General features: G+C 35.7%; 16 protein-coding genes. 9 read left to right on the top strand and 7 right to left on the bottom strand.

The window, feature by feature from the left end; translation table 11 throughout:
• The first annotated feature begins 429 nt into the window (after positions 1-429).
• Both FJOH_RS21275 and pelA read left to right on the top strand, forming a co-directional pair.
• The gene (locus FJOH_RS21275; protein ID WP_012026089.1) at positions 430-2112 is read left to right on the top strand and encodes a glycoside hydrolase family 28 protein; all 1683 of its coding nucleotides are present in this window, start codon (positions 430-432) and stop codon (positions 2110-2112) included.
• 13 nt (positions 2113-2125) lie between these two features.
• Positions 2126-3316, top strand: coding sequence for a pectate lyase (gene pelA / locus FJOH_RS21280; RefSeq protein ID WP_012026090.1), 1191 nt, complete (start codon positions 2126-2128; stop codon positions 3314-3316).
• A 308-nt stretch (positions 3317-3624) separates the two neighbouring features.
• On the opposite strand, the gene FJOH_RS21285 is transcribed toward pelA, so the two are convergent.
• The 5 genes from FJOH_RS21285 to FJOH_RS21305 all read right to left on the bottom strand — a co-directional run bounded on the left by FJOH_RS21285 (position 3625) and on the right by FJOH_RS21305 (position 8578).
• The gene (locus FJOH_RS21285; RefSeq protein WP_012026091.1) at positions 3625-4461 is read right to left on the bottom strand and encodes an amidohydrolase family protein; all 837 of its coding nucleotides are present in this window, start codon (positions 4459-4461) and stop codon (positions 3625-3627) included.
• Between the two features lie 6 nt (positions 4462-4467).
• On the bottom strand, positions 4468-5265 hold the full coding sequence (locus FJOH_RS21290; RefSeq protein ID WP_012026092.1) for an SDR family oxidoreductase: 798 nt from the start codon (positions 5263-5265) through the stop codon (positions 4468-4470).
• A gap of 317 nt (positions 5266-5582) precedes the next feature.
• On the bottom strand, positions 5583-6596 hold the full coding sequence (locus tag FJOH_RS21295; RefSeq protein WP_044048491.1) for a zinc-binding alcohol dehydrogenase family protein: 1014 nt from the start codon (positions 6594-6596) through the stop codon (positions 5583-5585).
• A 214-nt stretch (positions 6597-6810) separates the two neighbouring features.
• Positions 6811-7665 carry a fumarylacetoacetate hydrolase family protein gene (locus FJOH_RS21300; protein WP_012026094.1) on the bottom strand — a complete coding sequence of 285 codons (855 nt, stop codon included), beginning with the start codon at positions 7663-7665 and terminating at the stop codon, positions 6811-6813.
• A gap of 148 nt (positions 7666-7813) precedes the next feature.
• The gene (locus tag FJOH_RS21305; protein ID WP_012026095.1) at positions 7814-8578 is read right to left on the bottom strand and encodes an SDR family NAD(P)-dependent oxidoreductase; all 765 of its coding nucleotides are present in this window, start codon (positions 8576-8578) and stop codon (positions 7814-7816) included.
• Positions 8579-8902: 324 nt separating this feature from the next.
• On the opposite strand from FJOH_RS21305, the gene FJOH_RS21310 reads away from it, so the two are divergent.
• The 7 genes from FJOH_RS21310 (at position 8903) to fucP (ending at position 16806) form a co-directional block, all read left to right on the top strand.
• A complete protein-coding gene (locus tag FJOH_RS21310) occupies positions 8903-10051 on the top strand; it encodes an ABC transporter substrate-binding protein (RefSeq protein ID WP_012026096.1) in 1149 nt (382 codons plus the stop codon).
• Positions 10048-11190 carry a CaiB/BaiF CoA transferase family protein gene (locus tag FJOH_RS21315; RefSeq protein WP_012026097.1) on the top strand — a complete coding sequence of 381 codons (1143 nt, stop codon included), beginning with the start codon at positions 10048-10050 and terminating at the stop codon, positions 11188-11190. The genes FJOH_RS21310 and FJOH_RS21315 overlap by 4 nt, the downstream gene beginning before the upstream one ends.
• A gap of 141 nt (positions 11191-11331) precedes the next feature.
• On the top strand, positions 11332-12468 hold the full coding sequence (locus FJOH_RS21320) for a CaiB/BaiF CoA transferase family protein (protein ID WP_012026098.1): 1137 nt from the start codon (positions 11332-11334) through the stop codon (positions 12466-12468).
• Between the two features lie 2 nt (positions 12469-12470).
• The gene (locus tag FJOH_RS21325; RefSeq protein ID WP_012026099.1) at positions 12471-13697 is read left to right on the top strand and encodes an extracellular solute-binding protein; all 1227 of its coding nucleotides are present in this window, start codon (positions 12471-12473) and stop codon (positions 13695-13697) included.
• Positions 13698-13732: 35 nt separating this feature from the next.
• Entirely contained in the window at positions 13733-14791 is a 1059-nt protein-coding gene (locus FJOH_RS21330) for a Gfo/Idh/MocA family protein (RefSeq protein WP_012026100.1), read from the top strand.
• 122 nt (positions 14792-14913) lie between these two features.
• On the top strand, positions 14914-15354 hold the full coding sequence (locus FJOH_RS21335; RefSeq protein WP_012026101.1) for a MaoC/PaaZ C-terminal domain-containing protein: 441 nt from the start codon (positions 14914-14916) through the stop codon (positions 15352-15354).
• Between the two features lie 156 nt (positions 15355-15510).
• The gene (gene fucP, locus FJOH_RS21340; RefSeq protein WP_012026102.1) at positions 15511-16806 is read left to right on the top strand and encodes an L-fucose:H+ symporter permease; all 1296 of its coding nucleotides are present in this window, start codon (positions 15511-15513) and stop codon (positions 16804-16806) included.
• Between the two features lie 73 nt (positions 16807-16879).
• On the opposite strand, the gene FJOH_RS21345 is transcribed toward fucP, so the two are convergent.
• Together FJOH_RS21345 and FJOH_RS21350 are read right to left on the bottom strand one after the other, a co-directional pair.
• Positions 16880-17380, bottom strand: a complete 501-nt coding sequence (locus FJOH_RS21345; RefSeq protein ID WP_012026103.1) for a hypothetical protein — start codon at positions 17378-17380, stop codon at positions 16880-16882.
• Between the two features lie 306 nt (positions 17381-17686).
• On the bottom strand, positions 17687-19093 hold the full coding sequence (locus FJOH_RS21350) for an efflux transporter outer membrane subunit (protein ID WP_012026104.1): 1407 nt from the start codon (positions 19091-19093) through the stop codon (positions 17687-17689).
• Between the last annotated feature and the right edge of the window lie 2 nt (positions 19094-19095).

Here is a 19095-nt window from a genome sequence, read left to right on the forward strand (position 1 = left end):
TATAGTATTGATTTTTTTCTTGAGATAAAATTACGAGGCATTAATTAAAAGCGCTATAATTTTTACAAATAAATGTATTTTTAACACTTTTACCAAATAACTGGGACAATTTAAAAGAATATAAAATGACAAGCATCCTGTACCCTCCTGTAACAGTAAGCATTGCATTATTTTTTGAGTTAAAAAATGAGATAATGATGTTAAACCATTCCTCATTAAAAAAATCAAATTCACAAAAAATGTGTTATAATTAAATCAAAAATGTCGTTTCGTAATATTTTTTTAATAGATTTGTGTAATCGATTACATTATTAGATTATCCTTTTTATGAGAATATTTTTATTCATGAATCAAAAAATTAACTAATAAAAAATCGACTCAGCATCAAAAAATACTCAAAAAGTAAATTTTAACCATAATACAATACGAATGAAAACTAACCTAACTAACCTTTTCTGCACAGCACTGACCATTCTGGCAGTAAGCTTTTCTGTACCGGTTTTGGCACAAAAAGCGTCTGATACTTACAAAGACATTGAATTTAAAATGGCCAAAATCAAAGAGCCGGTTATTCCTAAAAACAGTGTAAACATAAAAGATTTTGGTGCGGTTAACGGTGGTTATGTCTTAAACACGAAGGCTTTTGCTGATGCTATTGATGCTGTTTCTAAAAAGGGCGGCGGAAAAGTTATTATTCCTCCGGGAATCTGGCTTACAGGTCCAATTATTCTAAAAAGCAATATCGAATTACACGCTGAAAGAGGCGCTTTAATAAAATTTTCTACAGACAAATCATTATATCCTATTATCGGAACTAATTTTGAAGGACTAAATACCTGGCGATGCATCTCTCCTATTTATGGTAAAAATCTTGAGAACATTGCTTTTACCGGAAATGGTGTTTGGGATGGTTCTGGAGAAGTTTGGAGACAGGTTAAAAAAAGTAAGTTGACAGAAAGCCAGTGGAAAAAATTTGTCAGTTCAGGCGGGGTTTTAAATAAAGACAAAACAAGCTGGTATCCATCTGAAACTTTTATGAACGCTTCTAAAGGTGCTGATCAAAACGTACGTCCGGATTTAAAAACGAAAGAAGAATTTGAAACTATTCACGATTTTCTGCGTCCGGTAATGGTAAGTATTCAAAACAGCAAAAGAGTTTTATTTGACGGTCCAGTTTTTCAAAATTCACCAGCTTGGAATATTCACCCTTTTATGGTAGAAGATTTAATTGTGAGAAATGTAACGGTTCGTAATCCGTGGTATTCTCAAAATGGTGACGGTCTTGATGTAGAATGCTGTAAAAATGTTTTGGTTGAAAATTCAAGTTTTGATGTGGGTGACGATGCCATCTGTATTAAATCCGGAAAAGATAAGGATGGACTTGAAAGAGGTATTCCGTGCGAAAATATTATTGTGAGAAACAATATCGTATATCACGGACACGGCGGCGTAACGGTTGGAAGTGAAATGTCAGGAGGTGTAAAAAACCTGCATGTTTCAAATTGTACTTTTATGGGAACTGATGTTGGTCTGCGTTTTAAAAGTGCACGCGGCAGAGGCGGTGTTGTAGAAAATATCTTTATTTCAGATGTTTTTATGACTGATATTCCATCGCAGGCTATTTCTTTTAACTTGTATTATGGAGGAAAATCTATTGCTGAAACTTTAGAAGAAGGCGGAGACAAAATCGTTAACAAAGCAATGCCTGTAACGATTGAAACGCCTCAGTTTAAAAACATTTCAATCAAAAACATTACGATCAAAGGTGCACAGCAGGCAGTATTTTTACAAGGTCTTCCTGAAATGAATCTTGAAAATATCGAAATTTCAAACTTGACAGTTACGGCTGAAAAAGGATTTTCTATTATTGACGCAAAAGGAATTAAAATTACCAATGCGAAACTGGATATCGAAAACAGCAATGTATTTGAAGTTTACAATGTAAAAAATATGTCTTTAAAAGATGTTGAGTTTAATTCTACATCTGCTAAAGCTGTAAATATAAATGGTGAAGGAAACGCAAATATAGAACTGGTTTCTTCTAAAAAATTAGATTTTTCAAAAACGACTACTCTTGGAAATGATGTTCCAAAAGGAGCTGTAAAATTTTAATCACAATTTCAATATGAAATTTATCAATAGTTCAAAAGCAGTTGTTGTAAGTCTTTGTGCTTTTTCGTTTCTACATTCAAATGCGCAGACTAACAAAGAGGAAAAATCACTAATCAGCACCAAAGTTTTTACTGACGGCACCAACCATTGGTACCACATTAAAGATAAAACGAATATCGTAAATCCGATTCCAAATCAGCCTCAATATGCTGAAACGGATTATGCGAAAATCGCTGATAATATTTTGCTTTTTCAGCGTAATAATGGCGGATGGCCAAAGAATTACGATATGAAAGCAATTCTGACTCCAAAGCAAATCGATACGGTTATTAAAACAAAACCAATTCTGCATACAACTTTTGACAATGAAACAACTTACACACATGTCAATTATCTGGCTCAGGTTTATACTTTGACCAAAGACGCTAAATATAAAGACGGCGCGTTAAAAGGAATTGATTTTATCATGGAAGCTCAATACGGCAACGGAGGCTGGCCTCAATATTATCCACTGGAAAAAGGGTACAGCCGACATATTACATTTAATGACGGCGCTTATATGGGCATCATGAATCTTTTGAAAAAGATTGTAAACAATGATCCTGATTTTGAATTTATTGATATTAAAACCCGAAAAAAAGTAACGGCGTCTTACGAAAAAGGCATTGATTGTATTTTAAAAATGCAGATTAAAGAAGATGAAAAATTAACCGCCTGGTGTCAGCAGCATGATGAAATTACGCTTTTACCAGCGTGGGCACGAAAATTTGAACCGCCAAGTATCTGTAATGCAGAAAGTGTTGATATTGTACTGTTTTTAATGGCAATCGATAATCCGAATGAAAAAATAATTGCTTCGGTGCAAGGTGCTGTAAAATGGTTTCAGGATTCTAAAATTTACAATACAAGGGTTGAAAGTTTTCAGGCTCCGGAAATGGAATCTAAATACAAAAAAATCACTAATGATGTTCGTGTAGTAACTGATACTGCTGCACCGCCAATCTGGACGAGATATTACGAATTAGGAACTCATAAACCTTTATTCTCAGATAGAAACAGTGAACTTTTGTATTCGCTTGCAGAAGTAAGCCGAGAGCGCAGAAGCGGTTATGCATGGTATACGGATAAACCGGAAAAAGCATTGAAAAAATATCCGGCCTGGCAGAAGAAATGGGATTCTGGAAATGATGTTTTGAAGAACTAGCTTTGTCATTGCGAGGAAAGGAACGAAGCAATCTCACTAAATATTCGACAAAGCTTGATATAGCAAATGTGATTGCTTCGTTCCTCGCAATGACATACGACATCTAATTTAATTCTATCCTATATTCAAATATAGCCCGTGGTTTCAACCACGGGAACACAATACGAAGCGTGATAATATTACGTCCCCGTGGTTGAAACTATGGGCTATGTTTAACAAGTTTGCGTGTAAAATATATTTAGCCACAGATTAAAGGCTTAAAATGATTAAAAAAATCTGTGAAAATCCTTTAATCTGCGGCTAAAAAATTATTGATTCAAATTATAAAACGAAACTGCATTTTCAAACCAAATTTTATTCTGGTCTTCGATAGAAAATTTCGAAATATAATCTTCTAAAGTTTTCACAACCTCATTATAATCAGAAGCTACATTTAGAACCGGCCAATCTGAACCGTATAGTATTTTATCTGTTGGGAAATTTTCAAAAATTACATCCAAGTACGGTTTTAAATCTTCTGGTTTCCAGTTTTTCCAGTCGGCTTCTGTGACCATTCCAGAAACTTTACACCATACATTATTGTATTTTGCAATTTCTTCTATACCGCTTTTCCATGAATCTATAATGCCTGATTTAATATCTGGTTTTGCAATATGATCTATTACAAACTTTTGGTTTGGAAAATCTTTTACCAAACTTATCGCTGCTGGTAACTGACGATGAAAAATCAAAATATCATACGTAAAATCAAACTCTTTTAAAGCCGAAATTCCGTTGCGGAAATCTTCTCTAAACATAAAATCATCGGCTTCACCTTGTACAACATGTCGGAATCCTTTAATGGTTTTATTCGAAGAAAAATGACGCAACCGATCTGAAATATTATCTGCACGAAGATCAACCCAGCCTACGATTCCTTTTATAAAATCATTTTTTGAAGCCAGATCTGCAAGAAAATGGGTTTCATGTTCAGACTGACTTGCCTGAACTGCTACACAACCCGAAAACTTGTTTTCTTTAAGCAGAGGCAATAAATCTTCCGGAAGGAAATCTCTTTGAATTTTCGACATACTTTCATCAATCCAGCTGTCTCTAACGGGATCAAATTTCCAAAAATGCTGATGAGAATCAATTCGGTTATTCATCCTGAATTAGTTTACATCGTTGATTAAAGCACGATCTAAATGCACGTAACCGCCATCTACAAAAACAAATTGTCCTGTAGTATGAGATGAACGATCAGAAATAATAAAAAGAGCCGTATCTGCAATTTCTTCTGTTTTGGTCATTCTGCCTTCAAACGGAATACTTTTGTTGATTTTCTTTAGAACGGTTTCTCCATCTGCCAAAGTTTTAATCCAGTCTTCGTATGCAGGAGTATAACTTTCAGCAATAATAATAGCATTAGAACGAATTCCGAATTGGATTAAATCTACCGCCCATTCTCTTGTAAGTCCTAAAACGCCGCCTTTTGCTGCAGCATAACCAGAAGTTCCGCCCTGCCCTGTTAAAGCTACTTTTGAACCAATATTTAAGATATTTCCTTTTGATTCTTTTAAGTACGGGAGCGCGTATTTAACCAGTAAAAAGTAACTTACTACATTCAGTTTTAAAGAATCCATAAATTCCTCGTAAGAAGCATCCAAACCTGCGCCGTCGTTTACACCAACATTGTTGATGACAGCGTCGATTCTTCCGTATTTTGCCACAATTGTTTTAACCGCATTTTCGATTTCTACAGGATCAGTTACATCTGTCTGCACAAATAAAGAATCAATTCCTCTTTTTTGGAAAGCTTCCGCGTAAGCGAAACCTCTTGCATTTCTATCAACCAAAACCGGAATCGCACCTTCGTCTGCAATTCGGTTAATAATTGTTTCTCCAATACTGCCTTCCTTTCCAGCTGAACCGGAAACAACGACAATTTTATTTTTTAAATTTAAATCCATTTTCGTGGTTATTAAAGTTTAATAATAGTTAGATTTTTTAAACACATAGAAACATAGATTTTAAAACCGCTCAAAGGCGTTTCACTTGCATAAATACACATAGCTATGTGTTAAGAAACTAGTTTCTTTTTATTCTCTTTTAAAAACAATAAAAATCTATGTTTCTATGTGTTTAAAATTTTTACAGCATTTTTGCCATCCTGACGAAGGAAGGATCTCCGCGAGAAGCTCCATCTAGAAATTCGACAATCTTTGTAGAGTTTCTTGCGAAGATTTCTCCTTCGTCGAAATGACAAACAGTACTTTACAATATACTCTTAATCTATCTCAATTAACGCTTTGATTACATTGTTTTTAGGATCAATTAATTGTCCAAAATCAGTAATCATTTCTGAGAAACTTGTTCTGTGCGTAATGTATTTTTTAGGATCTATTTTACCTTCTTTCAAGCATTTCATTACATATTCAAAATCTTCAATAGTGGCATTTCGGCTGCTCATTAAAGTAGATTCTCTTTTATGAAAATCAGGATGACTGAAACTCAATTCACCTTTTTGAAGCCCCACTAAAACAAATCTTCCGCCATGCGAAATATAATTGAAAGCACTGTTCATTACTTTTTGGTTTCCTGTAGCATCAATTACCACATTTGCCATATCACCGTTTGTCAATTCAGCCAATTTTGCGGCTACATCATCGTTTAACGGATTGATGGTTTCATCGGCATTCAATTCGGTTTTACAGAAATTTAATCTGTAATCGTTGATATCCATTACGATCACTTTTGCTCCGGCAATTTTAGCAAACTGAATCAGTCCAATTCCAATTGGCCCTGCTCCCATTACCAAAACCGTATCAGTTGACTTAACAGCCGCTCTTCGTACTCCGTGCGCAGCAATTGCCAATGGTTCAACCAAAGCCAGTTCATCATAATCTAATCCCTGACCGTGAAGTAAATATTGTTCCGGAATCGAAACATATTCGGCCATTCCGCCATCAATATGAACTCCAAAAACTTTGATATTTACACAGCAGTTTGTTAATCCGTTTCGGCAGGCAACACAAGTTCCGCAGTTGAAATATGGAATAAAAGTTACTTTATCGCCCGGTTTAAAACCTGCAGCATTTCCTTTTACATATTCTGCTGCCAATTCGTGACCCAGAATTCGAGGATATTCAAAATACGGCTGGGTTCCGCCAAAAGCATGAATATCAGTTCCACAGATACCAATTCTTTTTATTTTTAAAAGAACCTCACCTTCTTTTGGTTCGGGAATTTCTTTTTCTTTTAATTTAAATTCCTGCGGTTTTTCGCATACAATAAATTTCATCTTTGATTTTTTTAAAACTAACTCGTAGGGTACAATTCGTTTTTTTTTTAAACACATAGAAACATAGATTTTTTCCTTTTTAAACAAGAAAACTAAAATAAATGATACATCATTTACACATAGCTATGTTTGTTAATGCAAGTGAAACGTCTTTTTAGATAAACAAAATCTATGTTCCTATGTGTTTAAAAAATTATGCCCAACGACTTAATAATTACTTTTTATATGCAACTGCAGTCTGTTTGCTTGTTCCCAAACCTTCAATTCCAAGTTCTACAACATCGCCTGCTTTCAAATAAATTGGATCTGGTTTAATACCCAAACCAACTCCCGGAGGCGTTCCTGTACTAATGATATCGCCAGGAAGCAAAGTCATAAACTGACTTAAGTAGTGTACTAAATAAGGAATTTTGAATACAAGGTTTAAAGTATTACTGTCTTGGTATTTTTTACCGTTTACGCTTAACCACATCGATAAATTATCAACATCTTTTACTTCATCTTTCGTAGCCAAAAATGGCCCAAGAGGTGCAAATGTATCGCATCCTTTTCCTTTTGCCCATTGTCCGCCGCGCTCGATTTGAAATTCTCTTTCGCTGTAATCATTCAATAATGCATAACCTGCAACATAGTCTAAAGCTTCTGCTTCTTCAACATAACTTGCTTTTTTGCCTACTACAAATGCCAGCTCCACTTCCCAGTCGGTTTTTACACTGTTTTTAGGGATAATTACATCATCATCCGGTCCGCATAAAGAAGTTGTTGATTTAAAGAAAATAATTGGTTCTGTAGGGATTGGAGCATTGGTTTCTTTACAGTGATCCACATAATTTAATCCGATACAGATTATTTTTGAAGGTCTCGCAACCGGAGATCCCAAACGTATACTCGCATCAACTTCTGGCAAAGAAGGATTGCTTTCTAATGCTTTTTGTAATTTTTCTAAACCATTATCTTCAAAAAAGCTTTCGTTAAAGTCTGAAACGATAGAAGAAACATCATATCTTTTTTCATTAATTAAAACTCCTGGTTTTTCTTTTCCGATTTCTCCAAAACGTATTAATTTCATTTTCTTATATATTTTAATTATTATTTTTTAGGTTCTAAGGTGCTGAGAGGCTAAGGTTCTAAGTTTTTTTTTAGAGGTACTAAGCGGCTAAGATTCTAAGTCGCTGAGCTTTTTCTTAGCACCTTAGTATCTTAGAACCTTAGCACCTTTAATTATTTAACTTAATAAATCCTCCGTCGATTGGGTAATCGCATCCGGTGATAAATCCAGCTTCTTCACTGCATAAGTATAAAGCAAGAGCGGCAATTTCGTCTGGTTTTCCCATACGTCCTATTGGCTGTGATTTAGAAAGTTTATCGAACATTTCTTCTTCTTTTCCAGCGTAATTTTTAGAAATAAATCCGTCCACAAAAGGCGTGTGAACTCTTGCCGGAGAAATAGAATTACATCTTATATTTTCACTTAAATAATCTCTCGCTACTGACAAAGTCATCGCCATAACAGCGCCTTTTGCAGTTGAATACGCAAAACGATCTGAGATTCCAACCCACGCCGCAATTGACGCCATGTTTAAGATTACACCGCCATTTGAAAGTCGGAATTGTGGGATCGCTGCAAACAAACAGTTGTAAACTCCTTTTACATTTACATCCATTACACGGTCAAAATCAGCTTCAGAAGTCGTGTCAACTTTACCAACATTTGCGATTCCGGCGTTATTGATTAAGATATTTATATTTCCGATCTTTTCGAAAGTTGCCTTAACATCAGCTTGGCTGGAAACATTACAGGCATACGAAAAAACGTTTCCTCCTGCATTTTTAATTTCTTCAACAGCATCCTGTGCACTTTCAATAGATAAATCAATAATATGAACTTCTGCTCCCTGTTTGGCAAACAAGGCCGCAATTGCTCTTCCAATCCCGCTTCCGCCTCCTGTTATAACTGCTTTTTTATTTTGTAATGAAAACATTTTAAATGGTATTTAGTATTATAGAATTCAAATTAAGGCTTCGAACATCTTCTCATGAATAATAAATGTAAAAAGCACAATTACAAATGTAATCGATTAAAACAATATTTGCATTTTATTTTTATACTAATATAATAAAATGATCATTCTTTAATAAATTATAACATTTTTTATTCGCTTTGTAAAAAAACTAGCCTAGTTTAAAAGTTTTATCAAAAAAATCAATGTAAAAAGTTACATTTTCTTGCCTAATTCAATCTTATTTCTAATTTTGTAATTGTAATTTTTACATTTATTATTTTCCATACACATAAATCAATACCAATGGCAGTATTAAAAGGCATAACGTGGAATCATACAAGAGGTTTATTACCAATGGTTGCAACGGCACAACGCTTTACCGAATTAAATCCTGATATCGAAATTACCTGGGAGAAAAGAAGTTTACAAGAATTTGCAGATGCTTCTATCGAAGACTTAGCAAAAAGATTCGATTTATTGGTAATCGATCACCCGTGGACAGGTTTTGGCGCACACACAAAAGCGATTCTTCCTTTATCTGATTATCTTCCGGCTGACTATATTAAAGATCAGGAAATAAATACTGTAGGCAAATCATACGGAAGTTATGTTTTCAGTAATAAATTATGGGCTCTGCCAATCGATGCTGCTACTCCGGTTGCTGCGGCACGTTTGGATATTTTAGAAAAAAAGGGGCTTGAAGTTCCTCAAACATATGATGATTTATTGGCTTTAGCCAAAAAAGGACTGGTTGCCTTTGCAGGAATTCCTGTTGATGTTTTGATGAGTTTTTATATGTTTTGCTGTAGTTTAAGCGAAGCTCCGTTTCAGTCTGAAGAAAAAGTTATTTCTGTAGAAACAGGAAAAAAAGCTTTGCAGATGTTTCGCGAACTGGCTCAATTAATCGATCCGAAGAATTTTAACCGAAACCCAATTCAGGTTTACGAAGCAATGGTTAATACAGATGAAATTGCCTACTGCCCTTTTGCTTACGGATATTCTAATTATTCAAGAGCCGGATACAGCAAAAACCTGCTTCATTTTTATGATTTGGTTAAGCTGAATAATGCACCTATGATAAGTTCTCTGGGCGGAACAGGATTGGCTGTTTCATCTTTCAGTAAACATATTCCTGAAGCGATTCGTTATGCTGAATTTACAGGATCGTCACAAGTACAGCAGAATATTTTTGCCGATAACGGAGGTCAGCCGGGACATTTACAAGCCTGGAAAAACGACCGAATCAATTCTATAACTAACAATTATTTTAAAAATACTTTACCGGCTTTAGAAAGGGCTTTTTTAAGACCAAGATATTCCGGACACATGTATTTTCAGGATCATGCGGGCGATGTAGTTCGTGATTATTTAATGAACGGCGGTGACGAAGAACTTGTTTTAGATGCATTAAATGCGCTTTATGCTAAATCTTTAAAACTGCAAAATTCATGAAACCATTAGAAGGATTAATTGTATTAGAGTTCTGCCAGTTTTTGGCGGGTCCTTCTGCCGGATTAAAGTTAGCCGATTTAGGCGCGAGAATTATTAAAATTGAACGTCCCGTAAAAGGCGAAGCCTGCCGACAATTAAGCATCAAAGATCTTTTTGTGGATGACAGCAGTCTTTTGTTTCACACAATTAACAGAAACAAAGAATCTTTTGCAGCCGATTTAAAAAATCCTGATGATTTAGTTTTAATTAAAAAACTAATCGAAAAAGCTGATATTATGACGCATAATTTCAGGCCAGGTGTAATGGAAAAAATCGGTTTAGATTTTACTGCATCACTTGCGATTAATCCAAAAATAATATACGGAACCATAACAGGTTACGGCGATAAAGGTCCTTGGGCAAAAAAACCGGGACAAGATTTGCTTTTACAGTCACTCTCTGGCTTAAGCTGGCTGAGCGGACGAAAAAGTCAGGGCCCAGTTCCATTTGGTTTGGCTGTCGCCGATTTAATGTGCGGGAATCATTTCGTACAGGGAATTTTAGCCGCATTATTAAAAAGAGCCAAAACCGGAAAAGGCGTTTTGGTTGAAGTGAGTTTACTGGAATCTATTTTGGATGTTCAGTTTGAAGCAATTACTTCTTTCTTAAATGATGGCGGGCAACAACCGGAACGAGGCGATATTAAAGGAAGCGCACACGCTTTTTTAAGCGCGCCTTACGGAGTTTATAAAACACAAGACGATTATATTTCGCTGGCAATGGGCGATTTACTTTTTATAGGAAATACACTTGGAGTCGATTTAAATCAATATGCAGCTAAACATCTCTGGTTTGAAAAAAGAGATGAAATCAGAATTCTTTTAGCCGATAAATTAGCAGAACAAAAAGCAGATTATTGGTTAGAATTGCTTCAAAAACAAGGTATTTGGGCAGGAAAAGTTCTCAATTATGAAACTTTAGACCAACAGCAATTTGTTAATGAATTACACTTAAAACAAACCGTAAAAAATTCTGACGGCGAAACTTTGATTACAACCCGAAGTCCAATTCAGCTTGACGGTAAAATTTTAAGCAGCACAAAAGCAGCTCCAAAAGTGGGCGAAGATAATGCAGTAATACACAAAGAGTTTATTCAGTAAACTGTTGAATCTTTGAATAGTTGATTCGTTTAATCGTGTTGAACAAAACGACGAATTAACGAATTAACGATTAAACAAATACAACGATTAAACAAATACAACGATTAAACGAATAAACAACAAAAACGGTTAAACAAAAAAATGAAACCCTTAGAAGATTATTTAATAGTAGATTTTAGTCAGTTTCTTTCGGGTCCTTCGGCGAGTCTCCGCTTGGCCGATTTAGGCGCACGCGTTATAAAAATTGAAAAACCGGGAACTGGCGATATCTGCAGAACCTTATATACTTCTGACTTAATCATGAACGGCGAATCGTCTGTTTTTCATACCATAAACAGAAATAAAGAATCGTTTGCCATAGATTTTAAACAGCCGGAAGAACTTCAAAAATTAAAAAAATTATTGGCAAAAGCCGATGTTGTCATGCACAATTTCAGACCAGGCGTTATGGAACGCATTGGTTTAAGTTATGATGATGTAAAAGCGATAAATCCTACGGTGGTTTACGCTTCGATTTCTGGTTTCGGGAATCATCCTGAACTTAAAGATTTACCGGGACAAGATTTGTTATTACAATCTTTAACGGCTTTAACCTGGCTGAGCGGCAATCAGGAAGACGGTCCTGTGCCAATGGGATTGTCAATTGTTGATATGCTTGCGGGCGCGCATTTAGCACAAGGAATTTTAGCCGCTTTATATCGAAAAGCATCACAAAATATTGGCGGAACGGTTCAGGTAAGTATGCTCGAATCTGCTTTTGATTTTCAGTTTGAAACGATTACCACTTTCTTTAATGACGGCGGTGAACTTCCTGTTCGTACCAAAACCAATAATGCACATGCTTATTTGGGCGCTCCTTACGGAATTTACGAAACTAAAAACGGTTATCTGGCTCTGGCAATGGGATCAATTCCCGTTTTGGCTTCATTGCTTAAATGTGATGAATTGTTACAATTCCCGGAAAATAAATTTACGCTTAGAGACGAAATTAAAAATATTCTGGCTTCTCACCTATTGACACAGGAAACCCAGTTTTGGCTGGATATTTTAGAACCTGCTGACATTTGGTGTGCGGGAGTTTTAAACTATGAACAGCTTTTCAAAGAAGACGGTTTTAAAGTTTTAGAATTTACGCAGCAAGTCGAAATGCTCGACGGCTATTCGTATAAAACAACAAGATGTCCTATAAAAATCGACGGCGAATACTTTACATCGACTAAAGGTTCTCCAAAATTAGGACAGGATAACGAGCGAATTATAAAAGAATTTATAGCATAGATATGGAAAAATTTAGAATCGCTGTTAGAAAATTTTCTCCTTTTGAAAGTACGCTGCAAAAGCTGTGGGATAACTTCTGTCTGAAAAATAATATTCAGATTGAGGTTGAAATGATTCCGCTTGAATTGCACGATCTTTATGAAGAAACCATTACCAATAAAGGTTTAAAAACCGGAAAATGGGATATCGCACACCTAAATACCGATTGGATTTTTGATGCTGCAAATGAAAAAGCGGTTCTGGATTTAACTTCTTTTATTAACCAAAACCCGCCTCAGGATTATCCCGAAGGCTGGCATCAATCGCTGTTAAACCTGCAGCATATTAATGGCAGTATTTACGGACTTCCGTTTCACGACGGCCCGGAATGCCTTATTTACAGAAAAGATTTATTTGAAGATGTAACTGAAAAAGAAAACTTCAAGAAACAATTTGGTTACGAATTGTTCCCTCCAAAAAACTGGGAGCAATTCACCCAAATTGCTTCGTTTTTTAATAGGCCCGAAAGTAATTTATCCGGCTGTGTTTTCGCCAATTATCCTGACGGTCATAATATGGTTTTTGATTTCTGCCTGCAGTTATGGACTCGCGGCGGTTCTCTTTTAGATCATCAAAACAAAATAAACATCAATCATAATCAAGCAGTTAAAGCTTTAGATTATTATAGAAAAATCGTTAACAATACAAATGCAGTTCATCCGGGTTCAAAGAATTTTGGTTCTGTTGAAGCTGGAATGGCTTTCGCCGAAGGACAGGCTGCAATGGCAATTAACTGGTTTGGATTTGCTTCTATGTGTGAAGTAATTGAGGAATCGAAAGTAAAAGGCAAAGTTGACATTACTGAATTACCGCACGATGAAAACCACAAAACGGCTTCATTAAATGTGTATTGGCTTTATACTATTGGCATTGGAAGTAAAAATAAAGCACTCGCGTTTGACTTTTTGCGATTTGCTACAACTGCCGAAAGCGATAAATTATTGACAACCGAAGGCGGGATTGGATGCAGAAAATCAACCTGGAATGATGCCGAAATCAATAAAACGATTCCCTATTATCATAAACTGGAAATGCTGCATGAAAACGCTTTGACTTTGCCGCAAACGCCAATTTGGCCAAAAGTGGCAGAATTGATAGATCAAATGGTTTTAAAAGCGATTGAAACAGATATTCCGTCGGAAAAACTTTTAGAACAAACACAGGAAAATATTGAAAAACTAACGAATTGATTAGAACTGATCAATAAACTTAAAATAGCACAAAAATGAATATTCCATATAAACCTTTACTGCCCGAAACCAAACAGCCCATTATCATTATCGGCGCAAGCGGTATTGTAAAAGATGCGCACCTGCCTGCTTACAAAATGGCTGGTTTTACAGTTTTTGGCATTACAAACAGAACGATTGCAAAAGCACATGATTTAGCCAAAGATTTTGAAATTGAATATGTTTTTGAAAATGTAGCAGAAGCCGTAAAAAATGCGCCTTCAAATGCGGTTTACGACATTACTGTTTTACCGGATCAATATATCGAAATATTGGAGCAATTGCCAGATGGTGCTGCGGTTTTGATCCAGAAACCAATGGGAAATGATTTGGCTCAGGCCAGAGAAATTGTAGAAGTATGCGAAAGAAAAAACCTTGTTGCAGCGATCAATTTTCAGCTTCGTTTTTCGCCTTTTGTCAGCGCTGCGAGATATTTAATTAACGAAGGATTGATTGGCGATTTATACGATTTTGAATTTAAAGTAACGGTAAATACGCCGTGGGAATTGTTTCCGCTGATTAAGGAACATCCTAGATTGGAAATTCTTTTTCATAGTGTTCACTATATCGATTGCATACGTTCGTTTATGGGAAATCCTAAAAGTGTGATGGCAAAAACAGCCAAACATCCGCTTAAAAAATTGTCATCGAGCCGTTCTACGATTATTTTAGATTATGGCGAAGACAAACATGTGGTGATCAATACAAATCACGATCATCATTTTGGACCAAATCATGAAGAAAGCTATATAAAATGGGAAGGCACAAAAGGCGCTATTAAAGCCAAAATGGGACTATTAATGAATTATCCTGACGGACTTCCTGACATTTTTGAATATGCGATTGAGGATGAAAAAGGCCAGTACGAATGGAAAAAAGTAAACCTTGAGGGTTCATGGTTTCCAGAAGCCTTTATAGGAACGATGTCTAATTTAATGCGCTTTAAAGAAGGCTCGGATTCTAAATTATTGGCAAGCGTTCAGGACGTTTTAGATACCATGAAGGTCGTTGAAGCCTGCTATATCAGTAACACAAACGGAGGAATTTTAATTTAAGTCTTAAAGTCAAAAGTCGAAAGTCTTAAAGTTTCGTTTATTAAACTTTACAACTTTCGACTTTCGACTTTGGACTTTCGACTTTCGACTTTCGACTTTACAACTTTCAAACTAAAAAATATATGTATTTCAAATCAACATTTTTTGAAGATTATCAACTTGAAGATAAAAGAGTTACATTAGGCAGAACCATTACAGAAACAGATTTTGTGGTTCATGCCGGACATACGGGAGATTTTTTCCCGCATCACATGGATGAAGAATGGTGTAAAACACAGCCATTCGGACAGCGTATTGCGCACGGAACTATGGTTTTTGCCATTGGTATCGGCTTGACAGCATCAGAAATAAATCCTGAAGCTTTTTCAAGAGGATACGACAAAATGCGTTTTGTAAAACCGGTTCATATTGGCGATACAATCCATTCTGAAATTACAATTTCTGAAAAAGGCGAAGCCAAAAATCCAGAAATGGGAACCGTAACAGAACATGTCGAAATCATTAACCAAAGAGGTGAAGTGGTTTTGGTATGTGATCATCTTCTTTTGGTCAAAAAGAAATAATTCTTTTTGAGGTACAAAGGTTCAAAGTTGCAAAGGGACAGAGGTTTTCCTCTCAATACCTTTAGAAAAGACGCACTACAGTACGTCTCTACAGAAAAAACCTTTGAACCTTTGTACCTCAGAACCTTAGAACCTTTAAAAAAAACTATCTAACAAATGCAAGTAACAAACCAAACAGGCGATCTTCACGAAGTGCCAAACGAAGGCGGAAAAACCAACTATCTTCTGCCATTTATTTTAATTACCAGTTTATTTTTCCTTTGGGGAATGGCGCATAATCTGGATTCTATTTTAATTCCGCATTTAAAAAAGGCGTGTGAATTAAACAACCGTCAGTCGACATTGATTGATACTTCGGTGTTTTTTGCTTATTTTATAATGGCGATTCCTGCGGGAATGCTCATTAAACGATTTGGTTATAAAAACAGTATTATTACCGGATTATTAGTTTTTGCAGCGGGAGCATTTTTATTCGTTCCAGCAGCCAATACCAGAACCTATGAATTGTTTTTATTCGCTTTATTTGTAATTGGATGCGGCTTAACAATTTTAGAAACAAGTGCCAATCCGTATGCAGCAATTTTAGGCCCTGCTGAATCTTCTTCTAAAAGACTGAATTTAGCGGCTTCTTTCAACGGATTAGCAGCTATGGTAGCTCCAATTGTGGGTTCTCTATTTATACTTTCCGGAAAAAATCATACTCCGGAGCAAATGGCAGCAATGCCGGAAGCTGAAAAAGCATCGTATTTATTAGGCGAAGCTGCTGCTGTAAAAATGCCTTATATCATTTTAGGAAGTGTATTGGTTATAGTGGCGATTATATTCTACTTTATGCATTTACCTTCGATGAAACCACAACATACTGAAGCCGAAGTAAAACCGGGATTTTTCTCTGTTTTAAAGTTTCGCCATTTAAGCTGGGCAGTTGTAGCACAGTTCTTTTATGTAGGTGCACAGGTTTGCATTACGAGTTTTTTTATTAGAATTGCACAGCAGGGTGCTCATTTAGACGAAAAAACAGCTGGATATTATCTTGGTATTTATGGCTTCTTGTTTATGGCAGGACGTTTTATTGGTACTTTCTTCTTGAAGTTTGTAAAAGATTACACATTGCTTTCTATTTATTGTGCTGCAAGTATCATACTTTGTTTGTTAGCGATTTACGGAACCGGAATTGTAGTTATTTATGCTTTAGGCGGTATCGGATTTTTTATGTCGATTATGTTTCCAACTATTTTCTCTTTAGGATTGGTTGGTTTAAAATCAAATACTGAAACGGGTTCATCATGGCTGGTAATGTCAATTGTGGGCGGAGCAATCCTTCCATACGGAATGGGAACTTTAATTGATATGAAACACGACGATATTCAGGCTGGATACATTATTCCGCTTTTGTGTTTTGTGATTATTTTATCGTTTGGTTTATATGGTCATAAAGTAAAAAATAATTGAATTGTGAATTGTGAATTGACAATTTAAAAAAATAAAAAACGCCTCGTATTGAGGCGTTTTATTTTTTTATTAATTAGCGGCGATTCCCTTGTGAATGATCGTGGTCTTTATCTGATTTGTGGCTGTTGTTTTTTCCGCTGCTGTTTCCTTTTTCTTTGTTATCAGATTTTTGCTTTCCTTGAGATTTGTTTTTTACCGGTTTTTCTCCTCTGTTTTTCTGAGGCTGTCCTTTGTAACCTTTTGGATAATTAGCTCTGTGTTTACTGTGATAAGTATAAGGAGCATCTCCTCTATAATCTGTTAACACCACCTTATAACCTGAATACAAATCATATTGTCTGTATCTTGAAGGAAGTCTTTTTTCACGCATCCATTTTCCTCCGTTATCGTAAATAAACACACTTTGGTTTACATCATAATACACATCGATGTCTGGTAAATAATAATATCTGTCGTCGTCATAACCTTGTGGTCCCCAGCTTGGAGGTGTTCCAATATTTACATTAATTGATACTTGTGCATGAGCAAAAAATACACTCATAAATAATACTGAGGCGAATACTAACTTTTTCATGTTTTTAGAATTTAGGGATTAATTTCATTTAGAAACTAATCTAAAGTAGTGCCAATATTCGCGTTTACAGAATGCATTATACAGAACCGCCAAACCAATCGACGAACAGTGTTTTTTAACCGATATAGATTTAAAATTAAAAACGCCTCATTGCTGAGGCGTTTTTAGTCATGTTTAAACTTAACTGAATGGCGGATAATCGTAATCTTAACAATTCAAAGTTAAATACAATTTTTAGTATTAAATTATTATTTAGACCAAGGTTATATTTTTAACGACCAACGTTAATTATTTATAGGAAAATATTTATTTCCATCCTCCGCCTAAAGCTCTGTATAAGTTTACAACGGCTTGTAATTTTTGTAAATTATCATTAATACCGCTTAACTGTGCTGCCAGTAAATTTTGTTCAGAAGTTAATACGTCTGTATAATTTGTTGCTGAACTGTATTCAAGAAGCTGCTGTGTAAAATCGACTGCTTTTTCTAAAGCTTCAATTTGTTTTTTTCTTGAATCTTCTTTTTCGACTGCCATTTGGTATGAATACAAAGCATTAGAAACTTCCTGACCCGCTGTTAAAAGACTTTGCTGGAAATTATTATAAGCCTGTAATTGTTGTGACTGTGCTGTTGTTAATCTGAGCTTGTTTTTACCCTGATTAAAAATTGGCTGTGTTAATCCTCCAATAATAGAATAAAAAATAGAATTAGTAAAGAAATCTTTTAATTCTAAATTCGAAAAACCGCCGCTTGCCGTAAGCGTTAAACTTGGATAAAAATAGGTTTTAGCCAGATTTGTAGATTCAAAAGCTACTCTGAAATTAAATTCAGCCTGACGAACATCAGGACGGTTTTCTAATAACTGAGAAGAAACTCCAATTGCAATGTTTTCCGGAATAACCTGAGTTTCTAATTCTCCTCTGTCAATTGGTCCCGGAGCTTGCCCTAATAAGATATTCAAAGCGTTTTCGGTTTCGCGTATACTTTGTTTTAAATCCGGAATTAAAACTTCTGCTGCATGCTGATTGGCTTCACTCTGTACAACTGCCGCTCCTGTTACAATTGCTCCTTCTTTTAAAGCTTTAATTGTTTCAACATTTTTAATACGGCTTTCTAATGTTTCCTGAGTGATTTTTAACGATTTATCGTAAGCCAAAAGCATAAAATAATTATTGGCAATATCAGAAATTAATTGTGTCTGAATGGCTTGTTTGGCAGCATCTGTGGCTAAATAACTAGCTAAGGCCGCTCTTTTAGAACTGCTTAGTTTTCCCCAGATATCAGCTTCCCAAGACGTACTTACACCTAATTTATAAGTTGTAGTCAGGGTATTGATATTAATTCCGGCAGGAAAGTTAAGCCCCGCTTCTGACTGTTTCGTGTGCGTTGCACTTGCATCCAGCTGTAATGTTGGGTAATAAGCCAGTTTACTCTGGCGCAATGAAGCTCTTGCCTGTACTATATTTTCAATAGCATTTTTCAGGTTCAGGTTTTGATCTAATCCTTTCTGGATTAAAGCATTCAGCTTTTCGTCATTAAAAACACTCTGCCACGGCATATCAGCAATTGTAGTCGTATCGGCAGAAGCCTCATCACGATACAGCTTGTCTGTCGAGAGTGCAGCTGGACGTTCGTACTTTTTGGTAATTGAGCACGCACTTAAAAGCGCGGCTGCAATTACCATAAGAATATATTTATTTGAACTATTCGTCATCT

This window comes from Flavobacterium johnsoniae UW101 (genome assembly GCF_000016645.1).
Lineage (GTDB): Bacteria > Bacteroidota > Bacteroidia > Flavobacteriales > Flavobacteriaceae > Flavobacterium > Flavobacterium johnsoniae.